The following is an 18,277-nucleotide window of genomic DNA, read 5'->3' on the forward strand; positions in this document are numbered from 1 at the left end:
TCAGCGCAGGCCATGGCTGTGGGCCAGCGCGATGGCCTCGGTGCGTGAGCCGACGTCGAGCTTTTTGAAAAGGTTCCATACGTGGAACTTCACCGTGTTCTCGCTGATGTTCAGAGCGGAGGCGATGGTGCGGTTGCGCTCACCTGCTGCCAGATGCTGAAGGACCTCCAGCTCGCGGGCAGCGAGATTCCAAGCGGCCACATCACCTGCCGGCTTTGCCGGTGGATCCAGCGGCAGGGTGACGCTGACGTCGGCGCCCCAGCCGGTCATGACATCGATCTGCATGCGGCCGGACAGTGCTTGGACCCGCCGGTCGAGCCGGCCAATTCCGGGGTCCTCCGCCGAGAGGGCGCCCAGTCCGTCGTCGCGCACGTTTATTAGGAGGTTCTCTCCATCGCAGTCCCACTGCGCCCGCACCCTCCGGACCTCAGGCTGTTCCATCATTGCCAGCAGCAATCCCCTGACAATCGCCCTCGCCGCATGGGCGACCTCTCCGGGCAGGGCCCTCCCGCCCAGAGGCGGTTCGATGAACTGGACGCTGATGCCGCTGAACCGGGTCAGTGGCCTAAGATCCTCCCGCAGCCGCTCAAAAGCTGTTGCCACCGGCTCCTCCACGAGATCGGCGGTCCGGTCGCTCAGCGTGCGCAGCCCTACCAGTGCCTTGGCGGTCAGTGACGTGACCGTTGAGCGAGCCGCGGCATCGTTCAGTGAAGTTGACCGAAGGGCCGCCAGGAGTGTTTCCAGGGTGGTGGAGTGCTGGTCCACCAGTTCCCCCGTTACGCGTATGCGCTCGGCGGATGCCGCCCGGGATTCCAGCAAGTACGACGGCGGAGCGTCCTTGACCTTCTCCTGAATCCTTTGCGCGGCCAGCTGCCAGAAGTACTGAATCAGCTCCAACGACGGGTCGGCCGCAACCCTTTCCAAACGGCAGGGATCGGTGATGACGAGCAGGGCGTTGCTGGGCGCATGTCTCATGGCGAGAACCGGCCGGTGCCGCACTGCTATCTCAGCGTCCCCGTACCAAGGCTGATCGTCAGTCAGGGATGCCCGCAAACTCTGAAGTTCAGGGATGGAAACCCGGGAAATTATCCCTTCCTCCCCCGCCTTTTTCTGCGGACGCCCGGTGCAGTCTTCAGTGAAAATGACCAGCGAGCTGCCCCCCGAATATGGCAATAAAGCCTCGAACAGCCGCTCGGCGATGGTATTGAGGGGAGCTTGTGCCACAGCCATTACCGTGCGAAGAACCGGCCACATCCCATCAACGGGGAATGGTGGTGGCGCTGATACGAGTGACTGCCCCGATGTGCTCATCCCGACAGACTATCCGGAAACCGCGGACCACCTGAAAGTGTAGCCAGAGCCATCACGAATCCCCGCTACACCCATTTCCCTCGGGGCATTGCGGCTGGTGCGGGCCTCCTGGGAAGAACCCGCACCAACCCTTTTGTTCCTAACGCATAGTCCACTGCTGGTTCGTCTGGCTGCCGCAAGTCCAGATCACCACTCGGGAGCCATTTGTGGTGCCTCCCTCTTTGACGTCGAGGCACTTGCCGGACTGCTGCCCGATGAGCTGTCTGGTCACCGGGTTGTGCGTCCACTTCTGGTTGGAGGCGCCGGTGCAGGTCCACTGCTGCACCAAGGCGTCATTTGAGATTGAGTGGCCGCTCACATCCAGACACTTGCCCGAATGTGCGTTGACCAGCTGCCCGGAGGAGTCGAGCGTCCAGTCCTGGTTGGCGCCGCCATTGCAGGTGTAGATATCAACCACAGCGCCATCACTTGTCGCGAAGGACTTCAGATCGAGACATTTACCTGATTGCGCCCCCACCAGGGTCTTAGCCAGCGGCCGCGGCTCTGCCACAAGCTGCCACTCCTGGGAACCGTCGGTAGCCGAATTCTGCAGCGTCAACGGGGACCCGGAAGCACCGCCGGTCAAATACAGATTCGTGTTCTTCACGGCCTGGAGGCGGGAGTAACCATTGCCGTTGTCAATGACGTTCCAGCTGCCCGCGGCCTTATTGTCCACCCACTGTCCGATGCGCTGGCCCACTGTCGCGTTTGCTGTCCAGATAGACGCTTCACGGCCGCCCGATTTATTCAGCAGTGTCTTATTGCCGTCTGCTTTCGTGACCACATGCCAGTACTGGGTATCCGGGTTCTGCACCGCGTCGGCCGTTTCAAGGACGACGTCCGGGACATTGGCGTTGCCGATGTTGGCGTCGTTGGTGTTGTTCCCGGTGCCCATGACCTGGCCGGTCTTCCGGTTCACCAGCCGGTAGTAGGTTCCGTCGGAGTTTCCCAGGTCCACCTCACCAAAGCGAATCACGGCCGGGCTGCCGGGGCCGCCCCAGCTCGCCTGCAGGATAACCACCCGCCCGGTGCCGTTCACGTATTGAAGGTTGCGCGTGTAGCCGGCTCCGACGGGGGTCTGGTATTCCGTCCATGCGCCATCGCTGCGTCCGCTTTCGTTGACCCACACGTTTCCGCTGCTGGCAGCGTTGTAGACGATCCGTCCGTCCGGGAGAGTGATCAGGACCGGACTGCCACCCTGTGCCAGGGAACGGGAACCGGCGTCGACGGGCAACCCGGTGATCTCATTGCCATCGAAATCACTGGCGGCATGGAACTTCAGCGGGTCATCGGCGATTTTGAATTTGACGTTGGTTCCGCCGCCCCAGTACTCATACGTCAGGAGCCACTTGCCGTCGGTCGTCTGCGCGATTGTGGTCATGCCGGGGCGTCCCCCGCCTATCTGGGTCTTACCGTTGCCCATGTTCTGAGTGGATCCTGCGACATCAACGACAGGCGCGCTCCAGGATGCGCTGCTGCCGTCCCAGGTCTTGTGCGCCAGGATCTGGCCCTCGGAATCGGGAGCCGTGCCGTTGTTCGGATCGAGGATCGGCACGCCGGTGGCCGGATCGAAGCCGAGGTAGTCGTTCTCGTCGGAGTAGTAGGCAACGAGCTTGTCGGCATGCACCATCAGATATGGCTCCCAGATGGGATCAACCTGCCTGTTCGTGTTTGCGGCGGCGATGTTCACCCCGGTCGCACCTGCGCTGCCACCCTGCCAGCCAGCGGTCGCAATGACGTTGACGAGGTTCCACGTCACCCCGCTATCGGTGCTGGAGAAGAGAGCGAGGGCCATGTCGGAGCGGTCGCCGTCATTAGTCGGCACCCAGTTCGGATCGGCCGCCTTGTGCTCCTTGTAGTAAGCGTCCTCACCCGTAACGGTGCTCGCGAGGAGCAATGTGCCCGACTTCAGGTCCCCGACGTCCTGCGGCAGCGTGTATAGGTAGGGGCTCCCCCAGTTGCTGGTGTACTTTGCGAACTGCGGGTCGCTCGAGAGATAGGCAGGCGCCTTGACCTCTGAGAGCGGCTGCCAGGACGTGCCCTGGTCGTCGCTCTTATAGACCGGGAGGGTCTGTCCGGCAGCTCCCTGGGACTCGGCTACAACGGTCGACTTCTCGAACGTCGCCACGAGCCGCCCGCTCGGCAATTGCGCCGACTTCACGTAGATAGCGCAGTTGCCACGTCCCTTCAGGCACGGCTGTTCGCTGGGGACCTGATAGACAACCCCGCCCTCCGGCGCGTAAGCCTGGGCACTGATCACCGGCAGCGTCAACAATGACGCCGCCGCAACAAAGACTCCTAGAGCCTTCATTAGTCTTCTTCTTTCCTTCATAGCCCCTCCTTTGGGGATCTGGTCTGGTGACTCTGCGGCAGGCCGCAGAATCCTTTTATTCCTTGACTCCCCCGGTCGCCAAACCGGTTTCCCAGTAGCGCTGGAGGAACAGGAAAGCGATGATCAGTGGCACCACACTGATGAGTGAGCCCGTGATGACAGTGGAGAACAGCGCCTGGGCGCCTCCACCAGCGGCGCTTGCGGACTGTTGTTGTGCCAGTCCGACTGTCAGCGGATAGAGCGATGACGTGTTCAGCATGATCAGCGGCAGGAAGTAGTTGTTCCAGGTGGCTACCAACGCAAAGAGGAAGACAGTGACAACTCCTGGGCCGAGGAGACGGAAGGAGACCTGCCAGAAGATCCTGAATTCCCCTGCTCCGTCCACACGGGCGGCTTCGATCATTGAGTCCGGGACCGCGTCGGCGGCATACACACGCATCAGGAAAACCCCGAACGGGCTGACAAGTGAGGGAAGGATGATGGCCCAGGGGGTGTTGGTGAGGCTGGCCGCGTTGAACAGCAAATAAGTGGGCAATGCCAAAGCGGTGAGCGGAATCATGATGGCCCCGAGGGTAATGCTGAACAGGGCCCGTGATCCGGGAAAGGAGTACTTCGCGAATCCGTAGCCGGCCATGGTGGCGATCAAGGAGGCTCCGACCGCGCTCACGCCGGCGTAGAGAACGGTGTTCAACGTCCACCGGAGGTAGAGGCCATCGCGGACCGTGAACACAGACACCAGGTTGTCCCACAAGGAGAACCTCTGCCCGAACCAAAGCCCGAAGGTGCTGAAGAGATCCGAGTTGTCCTTGGTGCTGGCAATCAGCAGCCAGAACAACGGGAGAAGGAAGTAGAGCGCGCACAGCCACAACATGATGGTCAGCGGCATGCTGCGTTCTTGCCCGCGACGTACTTTCCCACCACGAGATGGAGCGGGAGCCGGGGTTTTTCCTGTGGCGGGAGCGAGTTGGGTGTTGGTCATCGTGCGGCCTTTCGCTGCTTGCGTTCACTGCGCTGCGTGCCCAGTTGGACGACGTAGGAGACGACGGCGATGATCGCCCCGAGGAGGAATGCCACCGCTGCGGCGTAGTTGACGTCCTGGTTGACGAACGCGAGGTTGTACGCGTAAAAGTTCGGGGTGAACCCGTTGGTGATGGCGCTGGGGGCGATGGCGTCGAGCAGACTCGGCTCGTTGAACAGCTGGAAAGTTCCGATGATCGAGAAAATGACGGTCAGCATGATCGCCGGGCGGATCGCGGGGATCTTGATGCTCCACGCAATTCTGTACTGGCTGGCGCCGTCGATGGCCGCAGCCTCGTACAGTTCAGCAGGAATTGACCGGAGGGCCGCGTACAGGATGATCATGTTGTAGCCCACGAACTCCCACGTGACGATATTCATCATCGATCCGAGGATGTTCTGGGAGTTGAGCAGATTCGGGGATTCCAGGCCGACTGCGCGGAACAGCTGCGAGATGGGGCCGAAATCTGGGCCGTAGAGGTATCCCCACATCAGCGTCGCCACTACACCGGGGACGGCGTAGGGCATGAAATACAGGAGGCGCAGCGCCTTGGCACCATGTGCCCGTCCGCTGTCGAGTCCGAGGGCCAGGAACAGTGCCACGCCGAGCATGATAGGCACCTGAACGAGCAGGAAAATCAGCATCCGGCCAATCCCGCCCAGGAAGTCCGGGTCTGAGAAAGCCTGGATGTAGTTGTCCAGGCCGATGAATGAGAGTCCGCCGACGAGCTGGTTCTTGAACACACTGAGGTAGCCCGCATATCCGAGCGGGATGACAAGCATCGTAGCGAAGACCACGAAGAACGGCAGCACAAAGAGGTAGGCGGCGGTCGTTTGCCTGCGCTTGCTGACGGATGAACGTCTGGCGCTGCGTGCGCCCGCCGTCTTCCCCGCGGGAATGGACCTTATGGCCACGGCTGATCCTTTACTTAGAGAGATGGGAAGGGTGGGAGGCGCCGCCACTGCTGGCAGCGACGCCTCCGGGCCGTCTTATTTGACGGTGAACCCCTGGGCCTTCGCGTACTTGACGAGTACGTCCTGCCACTGGTCAAGGGCTGCGCTGAGGTCCTTCTTCTCACCTATGGCTGTGCCGACAATCTCGTTGAACTGGGAGTAGGCGTACTCGGTGAACGGAAGCCACGCGAACTCGGTGTCGACGGTTCCGGAGATGTCGGCGAAGAGCTCGTTCACCTTCTGACCGCCGAAGAACTCCACGGCTTTCCCGCTGAATTCGGGGCTTTCGAGAACCTTCTTGGACGCGGGGAAGAGGAACTGCTCGTTCGCGAACATGGTGGTTGACTCTTCATCATGGTTGATGAATTTTGCCAGTTCCTGCGCAGCGATCGGGTTCTTAGTGGTTGACAGCACCGCGTCGGAGGAGCCGCCCCAGTTCCCTGACACCTCCTTGGACGTATCCCACTGCGGCAGCGGGGCAGCGCTCCACTTTCCTGAGGTATCAGCGGCCGTGCCCTGCAGGAAGATCGGGCCCCAGGCAGCGGTGAGCCATCCAGCGTACTTGCCGCCGGCGAGGCCCTGGTAGAACTGGTCGTTGAAGTCAGCGTCAGTGGAAACGAGATCCTTTTGAACCAGGTCCTGCCAGTAGCTGAGAACCTTTTTCGATTCAGCGCTGTTGACGTTGATGCTGACCGTCTTGTCGCCGTCGTAGCCGAAAGGCTTAACCCCGGCCTGCCACAACAGTCCGACAACCTGCGCGGGGTCGTTGGTGGCAAGGTTGGAGATGTACGACCCCGTTGAGTCTTTTACTTTTTGGGCCGCTGCCGCGTACTCCTCATAGGTCTTTGGGGCCTCGGTGACGCCTGCCTGGTTGAGAATATCGCTTCGGTACAGGTTGCCCATGGGTCCGATGTCCTGCGGGATAGCCCAGACGGCGTCGTCGGTGGAGACCTGGTTCCAGACCCAGTCCACGTAGTCGCCCGAGATGTCCTTTGCCCCGTAGGGAGCTAGATCCAGCAGCGAATCCGTCAGGGTGAAGGACGGAATGTACTGATATTCAAGCTGTACAACGTCCGGAGCGCCTTCCTTGGACTGCAGCGCCGTCCGGACCTTTTGGTAGTGCTCGAGTCCTTGCCCCACGTTCTCAACCGTGACGTCAATGGCGGGATACTTCTTTTCGAAGAGTGCCACCTCTTTTTCAATGTCCGGTACCCAGGTCCAGAACGTCAGTTTGGTGGGGGTGGTGAGCGCCTTGTCGATCTCGTCCTGCGAGACGGTCTCCGTGGTGGGGGTTCCAGCGGGTGAGCTGCTGCAGCCGGTAAGGAGCAGTGCGGCCATTGCGGCGCTGCTCACCAGCGTCATTGCTGTTTTTGGTGCCTTTTTCATCGTTACTCTTTCTGTGATTTTTGGTCTTGCTGATGTTTCGGAGCGGCATCCGGCTGACCCGGACCAGCTCACTGGCTGATGAAAGTACGTGTTGACCATGCAGCGAGCGAAAGCTCTGTTCCCGCCTCATGAACGGCATCGACGGCGATGTCGCTGACCCTCTGGGCGAGCGTCACATTCCGGCTTTCCCACCCCCAGTTGAAGACGAACCACACCCGGCGGCCGTCGGGCAGCGAGCCCGAGGAAACTGTGAGCGGACGCTCCACCTCCCCCGCTAGGGACGAGGACGCGTCCGGGACGGCCCAGCGGACAATGGATTTGGCGAGGGCAGGAGACGGCACGCACCCGACAACAGTCACGCGGCCGGAACCATGGATCTGCGTTGTTACCGCTGGGAAGTCACCGAAGCGGGGATGCTCATAAGAGGCCAGCGACTGGGCGCCCTGCAGGATGAGCCCGTCCACCCACAGCCGGGCGTACGACGCACCGTCAATCTCCAGTTCAGCGCCGGCACCGTTTACTGTCACATCCCGTTCCAGGTTGGAGAATTCCTCGTATCGCACGCCGGCAGCCTCATGAAGGCGGTCAGGTGCGACGGCGACCCGGGCACGCGCCTCTTCGTCCCCATACCCGGTGCGCACGCCGAGGATGAGGTGGCCGCCCAGCTCGGCATACTCCCGAAGCAGCTCAAGTTCATCGTCCGAGGCGATATAGACGCCCGCCGCCACCAGTACCGGGAACTGCTTGACCAGCTGCGCTGCCCCGAGGGCCGCCGCCTGCGGGAGATGCAGCACCCGCGACTGCCGGCCGGAGTCGATAATCCCACGGTGGAACGCGTCAATGATGTGCTCGTAGGATTCCCCGTCAGGCTGACCGTCAGCAGCAAAGGGAGGCATGAACTGCATGGCAAACCGGCTGGGGTTCGACCACAGAATGGCGACGTCGGCGTCCGGCTCATACCCGTCCAGCAGCGTTCCGATCTTCCCGAGTTCGGATCCCAGTTCAGCGAGTTCCGTATAGACCCGTCCCGGCACCAGGCTGTGGGGCAGAACCCCTCCCCAGTACGTTTCGGCTCCATACGGCAGGGTGTGCCAGTGCCAGTACTCGATCATGGCGGCACCGCGGGAGATGAAAGCGTAAGCGGACTGCTTCAGTTGACCCGGGTAAGGTGGCAGGTTCGTTTCGGCGGCGCCGATGGTCTGGGCGTTGGTCTCCGTGACGAGGTACCTTCCCTGCTTGGACCCGTAGAGCCGGTCAGCCTGCCGGAAGAGGCCTGCCACTCCCGTGGTGGTCCAGTAGTTGGGCTGGTCAAGCTCCTGGAGCCCGTCAAGGTGGTCCTGCATGCCGTAGTAGGGGTTGCCTGCTGCGATGTCGAGCCTGGCGAAAAGCTGTTCGTCGTCCAGGCCGCGGCGAGGGTACTGCAAACACGTGGTGATGAACTGGTCGCTTCGCCGATACTCCGCCACGAGGTCCGCTTGCCAGTCAATGAATTCGGTGGTGAGATCGGCCTGGTAACGGCGCCAGGCGAGATCGTACTGGGGGAAAGTGTTGCCGTCCGGGCGCCAGAGTTCGGACCAGTCTGTTATCCGGTGGGACCAGTAGGTGAGGCCCCATTCGCGGTTCAGGGTCTCGACGTCGCCGTACTGCTTTTTGAGCCGCCGCACGAAGCGTGTGAAGGCACCGTGGTTGTGGATGAGTTCCAGCCCGGGCTCGTTATCCACTTGGAAGCCGATGACTGCAGGATGCGTGGCGTGGTGCTCAAGGACTTTGCGGATGACGCGTTCTGCATGGAACAGGAACGCGGGGTGGGAGTAATCGATCTCCTGCCGTGCGCCCCAGGGTATTTTGATACCCGTGCTGCGTTCGGCCGCGATTTCCGGGTAAGCCGCCTGCAGCCACGGGGGAACTGCATAAGTCGGGGTGCCCAGGATGACTTTGATGCCCCGCTCATGGGCGCCGTCCAAAACAGGTGTCAGCCATTCGACGTCGAACTCTCCGTCCTGGGGTTCCCAGGACGACCAGACTGACTCGCCCACACGGATGACGTTGAATCCGGCTTCCTTCATCAGGTCAAGATCTATTTTGAGCCGGTCTGCCATGTGGTATTCGGCATAGTAGGCCGCTCCAAAGAGGATGCCGCTGGGCATAGGGGCGGGGACTGACGGTTGCATTCAGAAACACTCCGTTGGGTTTGGTGCGGGAAGGTTCATTGCATGTTAGCGCTAAATGTTACCGGAAACATAGACCTTCGGAGAGAAATGTTTCCGGTAAACTCCATTAGAGTGGCAGGAGCCGCCACAGGAACGCTGATTGGGGACCGTATGAACGACGAGGGGGCCGCGAAGGTGGTGGAAGCAGGGCAGGCCACTGTGCAGGCGTCGCCGGCGACGAGACAGGCCACCATTTACGACGTCGCCGCGGCAGCAGGAGTCTCCCATCAGACGGTCAGCCGCTTCCTGCGCGGCTTTGAGGGTATCCGGCCTCAAACAAAACAGCGGGTTGTCGATGCACTCGAGAAGCTCAACTACCGGCCCAACCTGTCGGCCCGCTCACTGACCACCGGTGAATCGCATCGGATAGGCGCCCTCACCCATGAAATAGCGCATTTCGGTCCGAGTAAGGTCCTGCAAGGCGCAAGTGCCGCGGCCAAGGAGGCCGGATACTTGCTCGACATCGTCACTCTGGATGTAAGTGACCGCGCTTCGATCGAGGAAGCACTGGCCCTCGTGATGCAGCACGATCTTGCCGGTGTCCTTGGCCTGGCCTCGACCGACCAGATGAGGGAGGCTTTCGAGAGGACCGAATTCCGCGTTCCCTCGTACATCGGGGCCGAAGAGGATGACGCCCTGAGTGGCCGGCCCTCACAATTGACCACCGTTGGCTTTCCAGCTCTCATTGAGCACCTGGCATCCCTCGGTCACCGCAGGTTCCTTCACATCGCAGGGCCTACCACGTTTCCGGCGGCCCGAAACCGCGCGCGGGCCTTCGAGTCGGTCATAGCAGAACAAGGCCTCCAATCCGAAGGAATCGTCTTCGGTGACTGGTCCGCCAGGTCCGGGTACGAGGCTATCTCGCTGGTGTCCCGGGATCTCCAGGCCACAGCCATTGTGGCGGCAAATGACCAGATGGCGCTTGGTGCCATACTCGCACTCTCCGAAAGCGGCTTCAGGGTTCCTGACGACATAAGCGTGACGGGCGTCGATGACATCCCGGAAGCCGCCTTTTTCATGCCGCCCCTCACCACTGTCCGTGTCGACTTCGCCGCGCAAGGGCGCGCCGCAGTCCACGAGCTGCTTGGGCAGATCAACGGCATCCCCCATCTGCCGGGTGAGGTCCTGGCTTCAGAGCTCATTTCGCGGCGGTCCACTGGCCCTGCTGCCGGAACGCTCGGCTAGCGCGCCCCCATGCGGGTGCGTCCATTGCCGCCAATGTTGTGCGACGCTGGATGCATGGATCTTGAGGTGTTGCCCGCGCTCACGGTTCCCACCTCGGAACTGAACTGGCGGTTCTCCCGTTCGTCCGGGCCCGGCGGCCAACACGTGAACACTTCTGACAGCCGCGTTGAGCTTTCGTGGGACGTTGTAAACTCTGCAGCTCTTTCAGATTCTCAAAGGCTGATGCTGCTCACGCGGCTCGAGCGACGCCTCGTCGACGGCGTGGTCACGGTGACAGCTTCCGAGCGGCGCTCCCAATTGCGCAATCGCGAGATCGCACTGGCCAAGCTTTCCGACCTCGTGGCGGAGGCTCTTGCTCCCGAGGCCGCTCCGCGCCGGGCAACCAAACCCACGCGGGCATCGAACCGCCGTCGCCTGGCCGCAAAAGAACAGCGGGCCGCGACCAAACAGCAGCGGAAGCGACCGTCGGCGGAGTAGAACCGATCAGTACAACCCGTCGGGAATTTAAACTGATTGCACTCGCTTATGAGTATAGTCATCGTCGTGGGAGCGGACCGCCTTGTTCCGCCCGGGGAAAACCGGCCAACGGTGGCAGACCTATCTCCGCAGCTGTAGTTGCGGAGACAACTCATAACCAGAAAGTTCGTGATATGCCTTCACTTAATGGAGCAGTCGTCCTGGTCACCGGAGCAAACGGCGGCATCGGAACCCATTTCGTCCATGATGCCCTCGCCCGCGGCGCAAGCAAGGTCTACGCCACCGCCCGTACCCCCCGAACCTGGGACGACAAGCGCATTGTCCCGCTCACCCTGGACGTCACAGATCCCGCTTCCATCCAGGCAGCTGTCGAGGCAGCGGGGGACATCACAGTGTTGATCAACAACGCCGGTGCGTCCGTGGTCAGCTTCGGCATCCTTACTCACACCGATGAGGAAATCCGGAACAACGTGGAGACAAACTTCCTCGGCCCGCTGTTCCTCGCGCGGGCCTTCGCACCGATCCTTTCAGCGAGGGACGAAGCCGTCATAATCGACATCCACTCGGCAATGAGTTGGTACGCCGTCGGTGGCATTTACAGCGCCACCAAGGCAGCCCTCTGGTCGGCCACCAACTCACTGCGCCTGGAACTCGCCCCCGAAGGAGTGCACGTCGTGGGCGTCCACGTCGGCTGGGTGGACACCGCCATGGCAACGCACAGCACCGATCCCAAGACCGATCCGGCTGATCTGGTGAGCACCGTACTGGATGCAGTCGAAGCAGGCGAGTACGAGGTTCTCGCGGACGAGACATCCGTGCAGCTCAAGGCCGGGCTCAGCGCCCCCATCGAGGCTCTGTACCCGCAACTGGCCCAAGCTTAGGAATAGGGAAGGGCCGTGGTCATGACTCAAGTCCTGACCACGGCCCTACCACTCCCGCGTGGACCAAGCCGACAAGGTTGGCCGGCGTCGCTATCGGTTTGTATGGTTTTCAGGCGCCCCATCCGGCTTGGTGGCCGCCGACGCGGTCCTCGTTGATTTTCTTCTGGTAGCCGCTGGCCTTGAACGCGGCCAGCGGGTCCGCGGGCAGCCCGCGGGATTCACGCCACTGGGCCAATAGAGGCCGGACGTCGGTGTAAAACGCATCGTTGAAGATGCCGTTCGCGGCCAGGACGTCCCCGGCCCGCTGCGCCTCGGCGAGGGCTTCACGGTCCACCAGCAGCGCCCGGGCAGTCATTTCCTGCACGTTCAGCACCGAGCGGATCTGCCCGGGGATCTTCTCCTCGAGGTTGTGGCACTGGTCCAGCATCAGAGCCACACCGGAGTCCTTGCCGTATCCTCCGCCGCGGATGACCTCGACCATGATCCGGAACAGCTGGAACGGATCAGCCGCGCCCACGATCAGGTCATCATCGGCATAGAAACGGGAATTGAAGTCAAAGGACCCCAGCTTCCCCAGCCGCAGCAGCTGCATCACAATGAACTCGATGTTGGTTCCCGGCGCGTGATGCCCGGTATCCAGGCACACCAACGCTTTCTCCCCCAACGCCAGCACCTGCGCGTAGGAAGTCCCCCAGTCCGGGACATCGGTGTGATAAAACGCCGGTTCAAAGAACTTGTATTCCAGTACCAGCCTGTGGTTTTCACCCAGCCGCGCGTAGATTTCCTGCAGGGACTCCGCCAACCGGTCCTGCCGGCCCCGCAGATCATCCTGGCCCGGATAGTTGGTCCCGTCAGCGAGCCAGATCTTCAGGTCCCGCGAACCCGTAGCGTGCATGATGTCGATGCAGTCAAAATGATGCTCAATGGCCCGCCGCCGCACCGCCTCATCCGAGGACGTCAGCGAACCATACCTGTACTCATCATCCTGGAACGTGTTCGAATTAATCGTCCCCAGGCCCATCCCCAGGCCGGCCGCATACTCCTTCAACGCCGCGTAATCATCAACCCTGTCCCACGGAATATGCAACGCCACCGTCGGCGCCAGACCCGTCACCTCATGGACCATGGCCGCATCAGCGATCTTCTCCTGAATCGTCCTCGGAGTCCCCGGCGTCCCAAACACCCGGAAACGGGTCCCCGAATTCCCATACGCCCAAGAGGGAACCTCGATAGCAAGCTCCTCGAGCCTGCCCAGCGCCGTCGTCGTGTTGTTCATGAGTGGATCTATCCGTTCTGCGTGCGCGGTACGTCTGGATGAAGGATGGACAGGGCTGGGGGCTCAGATCGGGGCCACTGCGGGCAGGGGCCCCGATCCGGGTTTGCAGCCACCGGCAGCTCGAAGCGGCCGGCTGTTGTCTTAGAAGTTGAACTTGTCCACGTTGTCTGCGGTGAACACCGTGGGATCTCCGAGCAGGACGGTCTTGTTGGCTCCGATGGTGAATTCGCCCATGGTGCCGGCCTTGAACTTCTCTCCCTCTGCGCCTGTAATCTGGCCGGATGCGAGAGCGGCGCCTGTGTAGGCAGCGAGGTAGCCGAGCTTTTCAACGTCCCAGAGGGCGAAGGACTTCATGGTGCCGTCCTTGACGAATTCCTTGAGGTGGCTGGGGAATCCAAGACCGGTGAGCTGGACTTTGCCCTTGTACTCCGAGCCGGACAGGTATTGTGCGGCTGCCGCGATGCCAACCGTGGTGGGCGAGATGATTCCCTTGAGGTTCGGGTGCTGTTGCAGCAGCGCCTGGACTTCCTGCTGGGACTTCTGGGCGTTGTCGTCCCCGTAGACAGTTGAGACCAGCTTCAGTTTGGAGTATTCAGGCTTCTGGAGCTCTTTCTTCATAAGTTCGATCCAGGCGTTCTGGTTCGTGGCGTTGGCTGTGGCGGAGAGGATGGCGATCTCGCCGCCTTCGGCTCCGATGGCCTCGGAAATGAGCTTGATCTGGGTTGACGCAATACCTTCGGACGTTGCCTGGTTTACGTATACGTCGCGGCATTCGGGATCTGTGTCTGAGTCGAAGGTTACAACCTTCGCGCCGGCGTTACGGGCTTCATCGAGTGCCGAACAAATGGCCTTCGGGTCGTTGGCTGAGGTGACGATCACTTCGGTGCCCTGCTGGGTGAGGGTGTTGATGTAGCTCACCTGGCTCGAAGCGCTGCCTTCGGACGGACCGACCTCGGAGAAGTCACCCTTGAACTCCTCTACCGCCGTCTTGCCGCCGCGGTCGGTGACGGTGAAGTAGGAGTTGTTCAGCTGCTTGGGCAGGAACGCCACTTTGAGCCCCTCCTTCAGCGGAGCGTTCGGATCAGCGCTGGCCGTTGACGTGCCGCCTCCGGCATCTGCGGTGGATCCTGAGTTGACTGTGGTCCCCCCGCAGGCTGTCAGGGCCAGGGTAAGGCCGGTGACGACGGCGAGATAGGCCGGTGCGACGCGGCTGGTTCCTCTTTTACTGAATTTCATGGTGGTGCCTTTCGGGTTGAACATCTTTGTTGCAAGTGGGTGGTAAGGACTAAGTGGTGAGAGGCCTCTTTCGGGCCGAACGGGCCCAGGTGATTGCATTTGGAGCGACCACCGCAGCGATCAGCAGTCCTCCGGTCAACATTGAGAGCGTGTCCTCCGGGACGCTTGCCAGCTGGAGGGCGTTGCGGAGGATGGCCAGCAATGCCACACCCGCGATAACCCCGGGCAGGTTGCCCTTCCCGCCGAAGATGGACACGCCTCCCAGAAGTACGGCCGCGATGACTGACAGCTCCAGGCCGGTGGCGTTGTCCCCTCGTGCGCTTCCGTAGCGCAGGGTCCACCAGATGCCGACCAGGGCTGCGATGGCGCCGGAGACCACGAAGAGCCAGAACTTTGTCCGTGCCACGGTGATCCCGGAAAAGCGCGACGCGTCTTCGCTGTATCCGATGGCGAACAGTGACCGGCCGAAGGCGGTGAAGTGCAGGATCACTCCGAAGACAACAGCCAGGAGCAGTACGGGGATGATCCAGACCGGAATGCCCGTTGTTCCAATCTTGGCTTGCAGGCCGGCGGTGATGACGCGGGGAAAGCTCGTCACTGCCTGGTCGCCCAGGACCACAAAGGCCAGTCCCCGGTAGAGAGCCAAGGTGCCGATAGTCACCGCGAGTGACGGCAACCCCAGAACCGAGACAAGGAATCCGTTCACGGCTCCGGAGACGGCGCCGAGCACGAGGCACAGGGGGATGATGGTTTCCAGCGGGAGCCCGCCGCTCCAGAGAGCGCCAAACACGCAGCTGATGAAACCCGCGATGCTGGCAACCGAAAGGTCAATCTCCCCCGTGAGGATGATCAGCGTCATCGGGAGTGCCAGCAACAGGATGGGGATCATGTCTATCAGAAGAAATCCTGCATTGCGGGGTGAGGCAAAGCCGTCCACCGTCACTGAAGCGACAAGGATGCTGAGGAGGACCGCGGCGATGATGGCCGTGTCCCAGCCCTGGAGGAAGCCCCAGCGGGAAGCGGCGGGCCGGGTTGCCGTAGGTTGTGGTGCGGTTTCAGCCAACATGGGTGTCGTGTCCTCTCAGCCGTCGCTCAGTGCGCAGGGCCAGGTAACGGTCAAGTGCAATCGATGCCAGAATCAGGGCACCGATCATCGCCCGCTGCCAGAACGGGGATACTCCCAGGACCGGCAGGGCAGAGGTGATGGTGGTCAGAAGAACGGCACCTATTGCCGCCCCGTACACCGTTCCAACGCCGCCTGCGATCGCTACTCCGCCTACGACGGCCGCTGCCACAACGTTAAGTTCCAGGCCTTGACCAGCCGTGGCGTCCAGGTTTCCGTACTTTGCGGCGTAAATGACACCCGCCAGTCCGGCCAGAGCGCCGGAGACCGCAAAGGCAATGAAAACCCTCCTGCCCACCCCGATGCCGTAAAGCCGCGCAGCGAGATCATCTGACCCGACTGCATAGAATTCGCGGCCGGACCGCATGTTCTTCAGGTAAAGCCCCAAGAAAAGAACGACGGCCAACGCAATGAGCGCGAGATAGGGGAGCCCGAAAAGTGATCCGCTCCCGAGATCCAGGAAGGCCTGGGGAAGGTTGGACGGGCTGATCTGCTGGCCCTGCGCCCAGGCGAAATCAACACCGCGGAAGATGTACAGAGTGCCAAGAGTGACAACCAGGGATGGAACCTTGGCAATGGCAATCAGCGCCCCGTTCAGCGCCCCCAGCAGCATTCCCAGTCCAATGCCGATCACCAACATCGCCAGGACGGGAAGCTCGGGCAGTGCGATGAAAATCTTTCCCGTCGCGAAGGCCGTAAGGCCAAGCACTGCCCCCACCGACAAGTCGACGTTCTTGGTGATGATGACCACTGCTTGACCAACAGCGAGAATCACCAGGATGGAGGAATTCAGGAGCAGGTCCTTGGTGCTCTGGGCGCTGAGAAATCGCGGGTTTGCCGCCACTGTTGCTCCGATGAGAATTGCAAGGGCGAGGAAGACGCCGAATTCCCGGGAGCGGGTCAGGGTCCCCAGCCAAGCCAGCGAGGGCTGGCGTTGAAGGGCTAGTGTGGTCACGCTTGTGGCTCCTTGTTTGGGGAATCGACGCCGGTGGCTGCAGTCATAACGGTCTCCTCGGTGGCCTCGCCGCGGCTCAATTCCGCGGTGATGCGGCCTTCGTGCATGACCAGGACCCGGTCAGACATCCCGAGGATTTCCGGAAGTTCTGAGGAGATCATCAGGACAGCCAGACCGTTTCCCGCCAATTCGGAAATAAGCCGGTGCACCTCGGATTTTGTGCCTACATCAATTCCCCTGGTGGGTTCATCGATAATGAGGATCTTCGGCCCGGTGGCCAGCCATTTGCCGAGAACGACTTTTTGCTGGTTTCCTCCGGAGAGCGTCGAAATAGGTGAATTCGGCGAGCCTGCCTTGATCTGAAGCTTTTTTGCCCAATCCCTGGTGGTTGCGGCCTCGGAGCGGTTGGTCAGCACCCCAAAGCGACTCAGCTTATGCCTCAGGGTGAGCGTCAGGTTGCGGCTCACAGGCAGTTCCATAACGAGGCCCTGTTTGCGCCTGTCTTCGGGCACCAGACCTATACCTGCTGCCATGGCTGCACTCGGAGAGAGTGGCTTCAGCGGCTTGTCGCGTATCAGGACTTCGCCGGCATCGTATTTGTCCACGCCGAAAATAGCCCGCGCAACTTCTGAACGCCCTGCTCCCACCAGGCCGCTCAGTCCCACGATCTCGCCGGCATTGACGGTGAAAGATATGTCGTGAAAAACGCCTTTTCGGCTTAGCTTCCTGACTTCCAGGGCAACGTCGCCTATCTCGGCGTCCTGCTTGGGAAACAGGGACGCGACGTCGCGTCCAACCATTTGGCGGATGACCTGGTCAACGGTGAGCTCAGCGGCGGGTGCTGTGACGACGTGCGCCCCGTCGCGCATGACCGTTATCCAGTCGGCGAGAGCGAAGACCTCCTCGAAGCGGTGCGAAATGAACAGCACTGCCGCTCCCCTGTCCTGCAACGTCCGGGTCACTGCAAAGAGCCGCTCGACTTCTACGCCGCTCAATGCCGCCGTCGGCTCATCCATGATCAGGACACGCGCATCCAGGGAGATCGCTTTGGCAATTTCGACCACCTGCTGATCGGCAATGGAAAGACCCTGTGCAATGCGGTCAGGATCAATCCGCACCCCAAGCTGGGTGAAAAGCTCCACGGCCATGCGCCGCATCTGCTTTCTGTCGATCCGCCGGAAACGCCCGAGGGGCTGGCGGCCCATGAAAATATTCTCGGCCACAGTGAGGTCCGGAAACATTGTTGGTTCCTGGTAGATGACGGCGATTCCTGCTTCGCGGGCCTGAAGCGGATCCCGAAAGGAAACCTCCTCGCCATCCAGGAGGACGCGGCCCTGGTCCTGCTGATGAAGGCCGGCCAGAGTCTTGACCAGGGTTGACTTCCCGGCCCCGTTTTCGCCCACGAGGGCGGTAACCTGCCCCCGGAGGAGGCTGAGGTTGGCGCCCCGGAGGGCCTTGACTGCTCCGAAAGCCTTATGGATACCGCGAAGCTCCAGAATCGGGACAGGATCATCGGCGGCAGCCGGACTGCTGCGCAGGTCGACGCCATGCGTGTACGTGTCGTCCATGCCGGTTACTCCTTTGTAATGAATCGATTCATTGTGAACGTGATCACAACCTAGGGCATGCTTTGGGAGCGTGTCAACAAGCCCTGGAATTTCGCGCCAAGGAAGGCCTTGTCTCCAAAATGTGAGCTGTGCTGCCAGATTGAAACTTCTATTGATTCGATTCATTAAGAAAGCGTTTTATGGAGGGATCCATTCGAAGTAAAGCGCATTCCAAGGGCTTTATAGTACTTTTGGCAAGGCCCTGAATCCTTTGGGACAGTTCCCCTGATGCAGGCGAAAGGTTGCGGACATCATTCGATGGCACCGCTGGTCCTGGATCGATTCACA

Annotated in this window: 14 protein-coding genes; 3 read left to right on the forward strand and 11 right to left on the reverse strand. The window is 61.3% G+C overall.

Going from position 1 to position 18,277, the window contains the following annotated elements:
- The 6 genes from M1E05_RS11725 to M1E05_RS11750 form a co-directional block, all read right to left on the reverse strand.
- Positions 1 to 1,311, reverse strand: coding sequence for a helix-turn-helix transcriptional regulator (locus tag M1E05_RS11725; protein ID WP_461163021.1), 1,311 nt, complete (start codon positions 1,309 to 1,311; stop codon positions 1 to 3).
- A gap of 139 nt (positions 1,312 to 1,450) precedes the next feature.
- On the reverse strand, positions 1,451 to 3,661 hold the full coding sequence (locus M1E05_RS11730; RefSeq protein ID WP_461163022.1) for an RICIN domain-containing protein: 2,211 nt from the start codon (positions 3,659 to 3,661) through the stop codon (positions 1,451 to 1,453).
- Between the two features lie 76 nt (positions 3,662 to 3,737).
- Positions 3,738 to 4,661, reverse strand: a complete 924-nt coding sequence (locus tag M1E05_RS11735; protein ID WP_461163023.1) for a carbohydrate ABC transporter permease — start codon at positions 4,659 to 4,661, stop codon at positions 3,738 to 3,740.
- Positions 4,658 to 5,614: a carbohydrate ABC transporter permease gene (locus tag M1E05_RS11740; protein ID WP_458114133.1), complete on the reverse strand. Its 957-nt coding sequence runs from the start codon at positions 5,612 to 5,614 to the stop codon at positions 4,658 to 4,660. The genes M1E05_RS11735 and M1E05_RS11740 overlap by 4 nt, the downstream gene beginning before the upstream one ends.
- A gap of 75 nt (positions 5,615 to 5,689) precedes the next feature.
- Positions 5,690 to 7,039, reverse strand: a complete 1,350-nt coding sequence (locus tag M1E05_RS11745) for an ABC transporter substrate-binding protein (protein WP_458114134.1) — start codon at positions 7,037 to 7,039, stop codon at positions 5,690 to 5,692.
- Between the two features lie 68 nt (positions 7,040 to 7,107).
- Positions 7,108 to 9,210, reverse strand: coding sequence for a beta-galactosidase (locus tag M1E05_RS11750; protein WP_461163024.1), 2,103 nt, complete (start codon positions 9,208 to 9,210; stop codon positions 7,108 to 7,110).
- A gap of 111 nt (positions 9,211 to 9,321) precedes the next feature.
- On the opposite strand from M1E05_RS11750, the gene M1E05_RS11755 reads away from it, so the two are divergent.
- The 3 genes from M1E05_RS11755 to M1E05_RS11765 all read left to right on the forward strand — a co-directional run bounded on the left by M1E05_RS11755 (position 9,322) and on the right by M1E05_RS11765 (position 11,792).
- A complete protein-coding gene (locus M1E05_RS11755; RefSeq protein WP_461163025.1) occupies positions 9,322 to 10,434 on the forward strand; it encodes a LacI family DNA-binding transcriptional regulator in 1,113 nt (370 codons plus the stop codon).
- 54 nt (positions 10,435 to 10,488) lie between these two features.
- Positions 10,489 to 10,911: an alternative ribosome rescue aminoacyl-tRNA hydrolase ArfB gene (gene arfB, locus M1E05_RS11760; protein ID WP_461163026.1), complete on the forward strand. Its 423-nt coding sequence runs from the start codon at positions 10,489 to 10,491 to the stop codon at positions 10,909 to 10,911.
- Positions 10,912 to 11,084: 173 nt separating this feature from the next.
- Positions 11,085 to 11,792, forward strand: a complete 708-nt coding sequence (locus tag M1E05_RS11765) for an SDR family oxidoreductase (protein WP_461163027.1) — start codon at positions 11,085 to 11,087, stop codon at positions 11,790 to 11,792.
- A 109-nt stretch (positions 11,793 to 11,901) separates the two neighbouring features.
- On the opposite strand, the gene rhaI is transcribed toward M1E05_RS11765, so the two are convergent.
- The 5 genes from rhaI to M1E05_RS11790 all read right to left on the reverse strand — a co-directional run bounded on the left by rhaI (position 11,902) and on the right by M1E05_RS11790 (position 17,950).
- Positions 11,902 to 13,068, reverse strand: coding sequence for an L-rhamnose isomerase (gene rhaI, locus M1E05_RS11770; protein WP_461163028.1), 1,167 nt, complete (start codon positions 13,066 to 13,068; stop codon positions 11,902 to 11,904).
- Between the two features lie 141 nt (positions 13,069 to 13,209).
- Positions 13,210 to 14,304 (reverse strand): rhamnose ABC transporter substrate-binding protein, encoded by a 1,095-nt coding sequence (rhaS, locus tag M1E05_RS11775; protein WP_461163029.1) that lies wholly within the window; start codon positions 14,302 to 14,304, stop codon positions 13,210 to 13,212.
- A gap of 49 nt (positions 14,305 to 14,353) precedes the next feature.
- On the reverse strand, positions 14,354 to 15,370 hold the full coding sequence (locus M1E05_RS11780) for an ABC transporter permease (RefSeq protein WP_461163030.1): 1,017 nt from the start codon (positions 15,368 to 15,370) through the stop codon (positions 14,354 to 14,356).
- Positions 15,360 to 16,382 carry an ABC transporter permease gene (locus tag M1E05_RS11785; protein ID WP_461163031.1) on the reverse strand — a complete coding sequence of 341 codons (1,023 nt, stop codon included), beginning with the start codon at positions 16,380 to 16,382 and terminating at the stop codon, positions 15,360 to 15,362. Before M1E05_RS11785 ends, M1E05_RS11780 begins: the two co-directional genes overlap by 11 nt.
- Positions 16,379 to 17,950 (reverse strand): sugar ABC transporter ATP-binding protein, encoded by a 1,572-nt coding sequence (locus tag M1E05_RS11790; RefSeq protein WP_461163032.1) that lies wholly within the window; start codon positions 17,948 to 17,950, stop codon positions 16,379 to 16,381. The genes M1E05_RS11785 and M1E05_RS11790 overlap by 4 nt, the downstream gene beginning before the upstream one ends.
- Between the last annotated feature and the right edge of the window lie 327 nt (positions 17,951 to 18,277).

The sequence above is a fragment of the Arthrobacter sp. R4-81 genome, from assembly GCF_054792365.1.

Excerpts from the sequence above, each read along its gene's own strand:
- M1E05_RS11780 (WP_461163030.1), bottom strand. The coding sequence starts at position 15,370 with ATGTTGGCTGAAACCGCACCACAACCTACGGCAACCCGGCCCGCCGCT.
- rhaS (WP_461163029.1), bottom strand. The coding sequence starts at position 14,304 with ATGAAATTCAGTAAAAGAGGAACCAGCCGCGTCGCACCGGCCTATCTC.
- M1E05_RS11730 (WP_461163022.1), bottom strand. The coding sequence starts at position 3,661 with ATGAAGGCTCTAGGAGTCTTTGTTGCGGCGGCGTCATTGTTGACGCTG.
- M1E05_RS11750 (WP_461163024.1), bottom strand. The coding sequence starts at position 9,210 with ATGCAACCGTCAGTCCCCGCCCCTATGCCCAGCGGCATCCTCTTTGGA.
- rhaI (WP_461163028.1), bottom strand. The coding sequence starts at position 13,068 with ATGAACAACACGACGACGGCGCTGGGCAGGCTCGAGGAGCTTGCTATC.
- M1E05_RS11725 (WP_461163021.1), bottom strand. The coding sequence starts at position 1,311 with ATGAGCACATCGGGGCAGTCACTCGTATCAGCGCCACCACCATTCCCC.
- M1E05_RS11745 (WP_458114134.1), bottom strand. The coding sequence starts at position 7,039 with ATGAAAAAGGCACCAAAAACAGCAATGACGCTGGTGAGCAGCGCCGCA.
- M1E05_RS11735 (WP_461163023.1), bottom strand. The coding sequence starts at position 4,661 with ATGACCAACACCCAACTCGCTCCCGCCACAGGAAAAACCCCGGCTCCC.
- M1E05_RS11765 (WP_461163027.1), top strand. The coding sequence starts at position 11,085 with ATGCCTTCACTTAATGGAGCAGTCGTCCTGGTCACCGGAGCAAACGGC.
- arfB (WP_461163026.1), top strand. The coding sequence starts at position 10,489 with ATGGATCTTGAGGTGTTGCCCGCGCTCACGGTTCCCACCTCGGAACTG.
- M1E05_RS11790 (WP_461163032.1), bottom strand. The coding sequence starts at position 17,950 with ATGGACGACACGTACACGCATGGCGTCGACCTGCGCAGCAGTCCGGCT.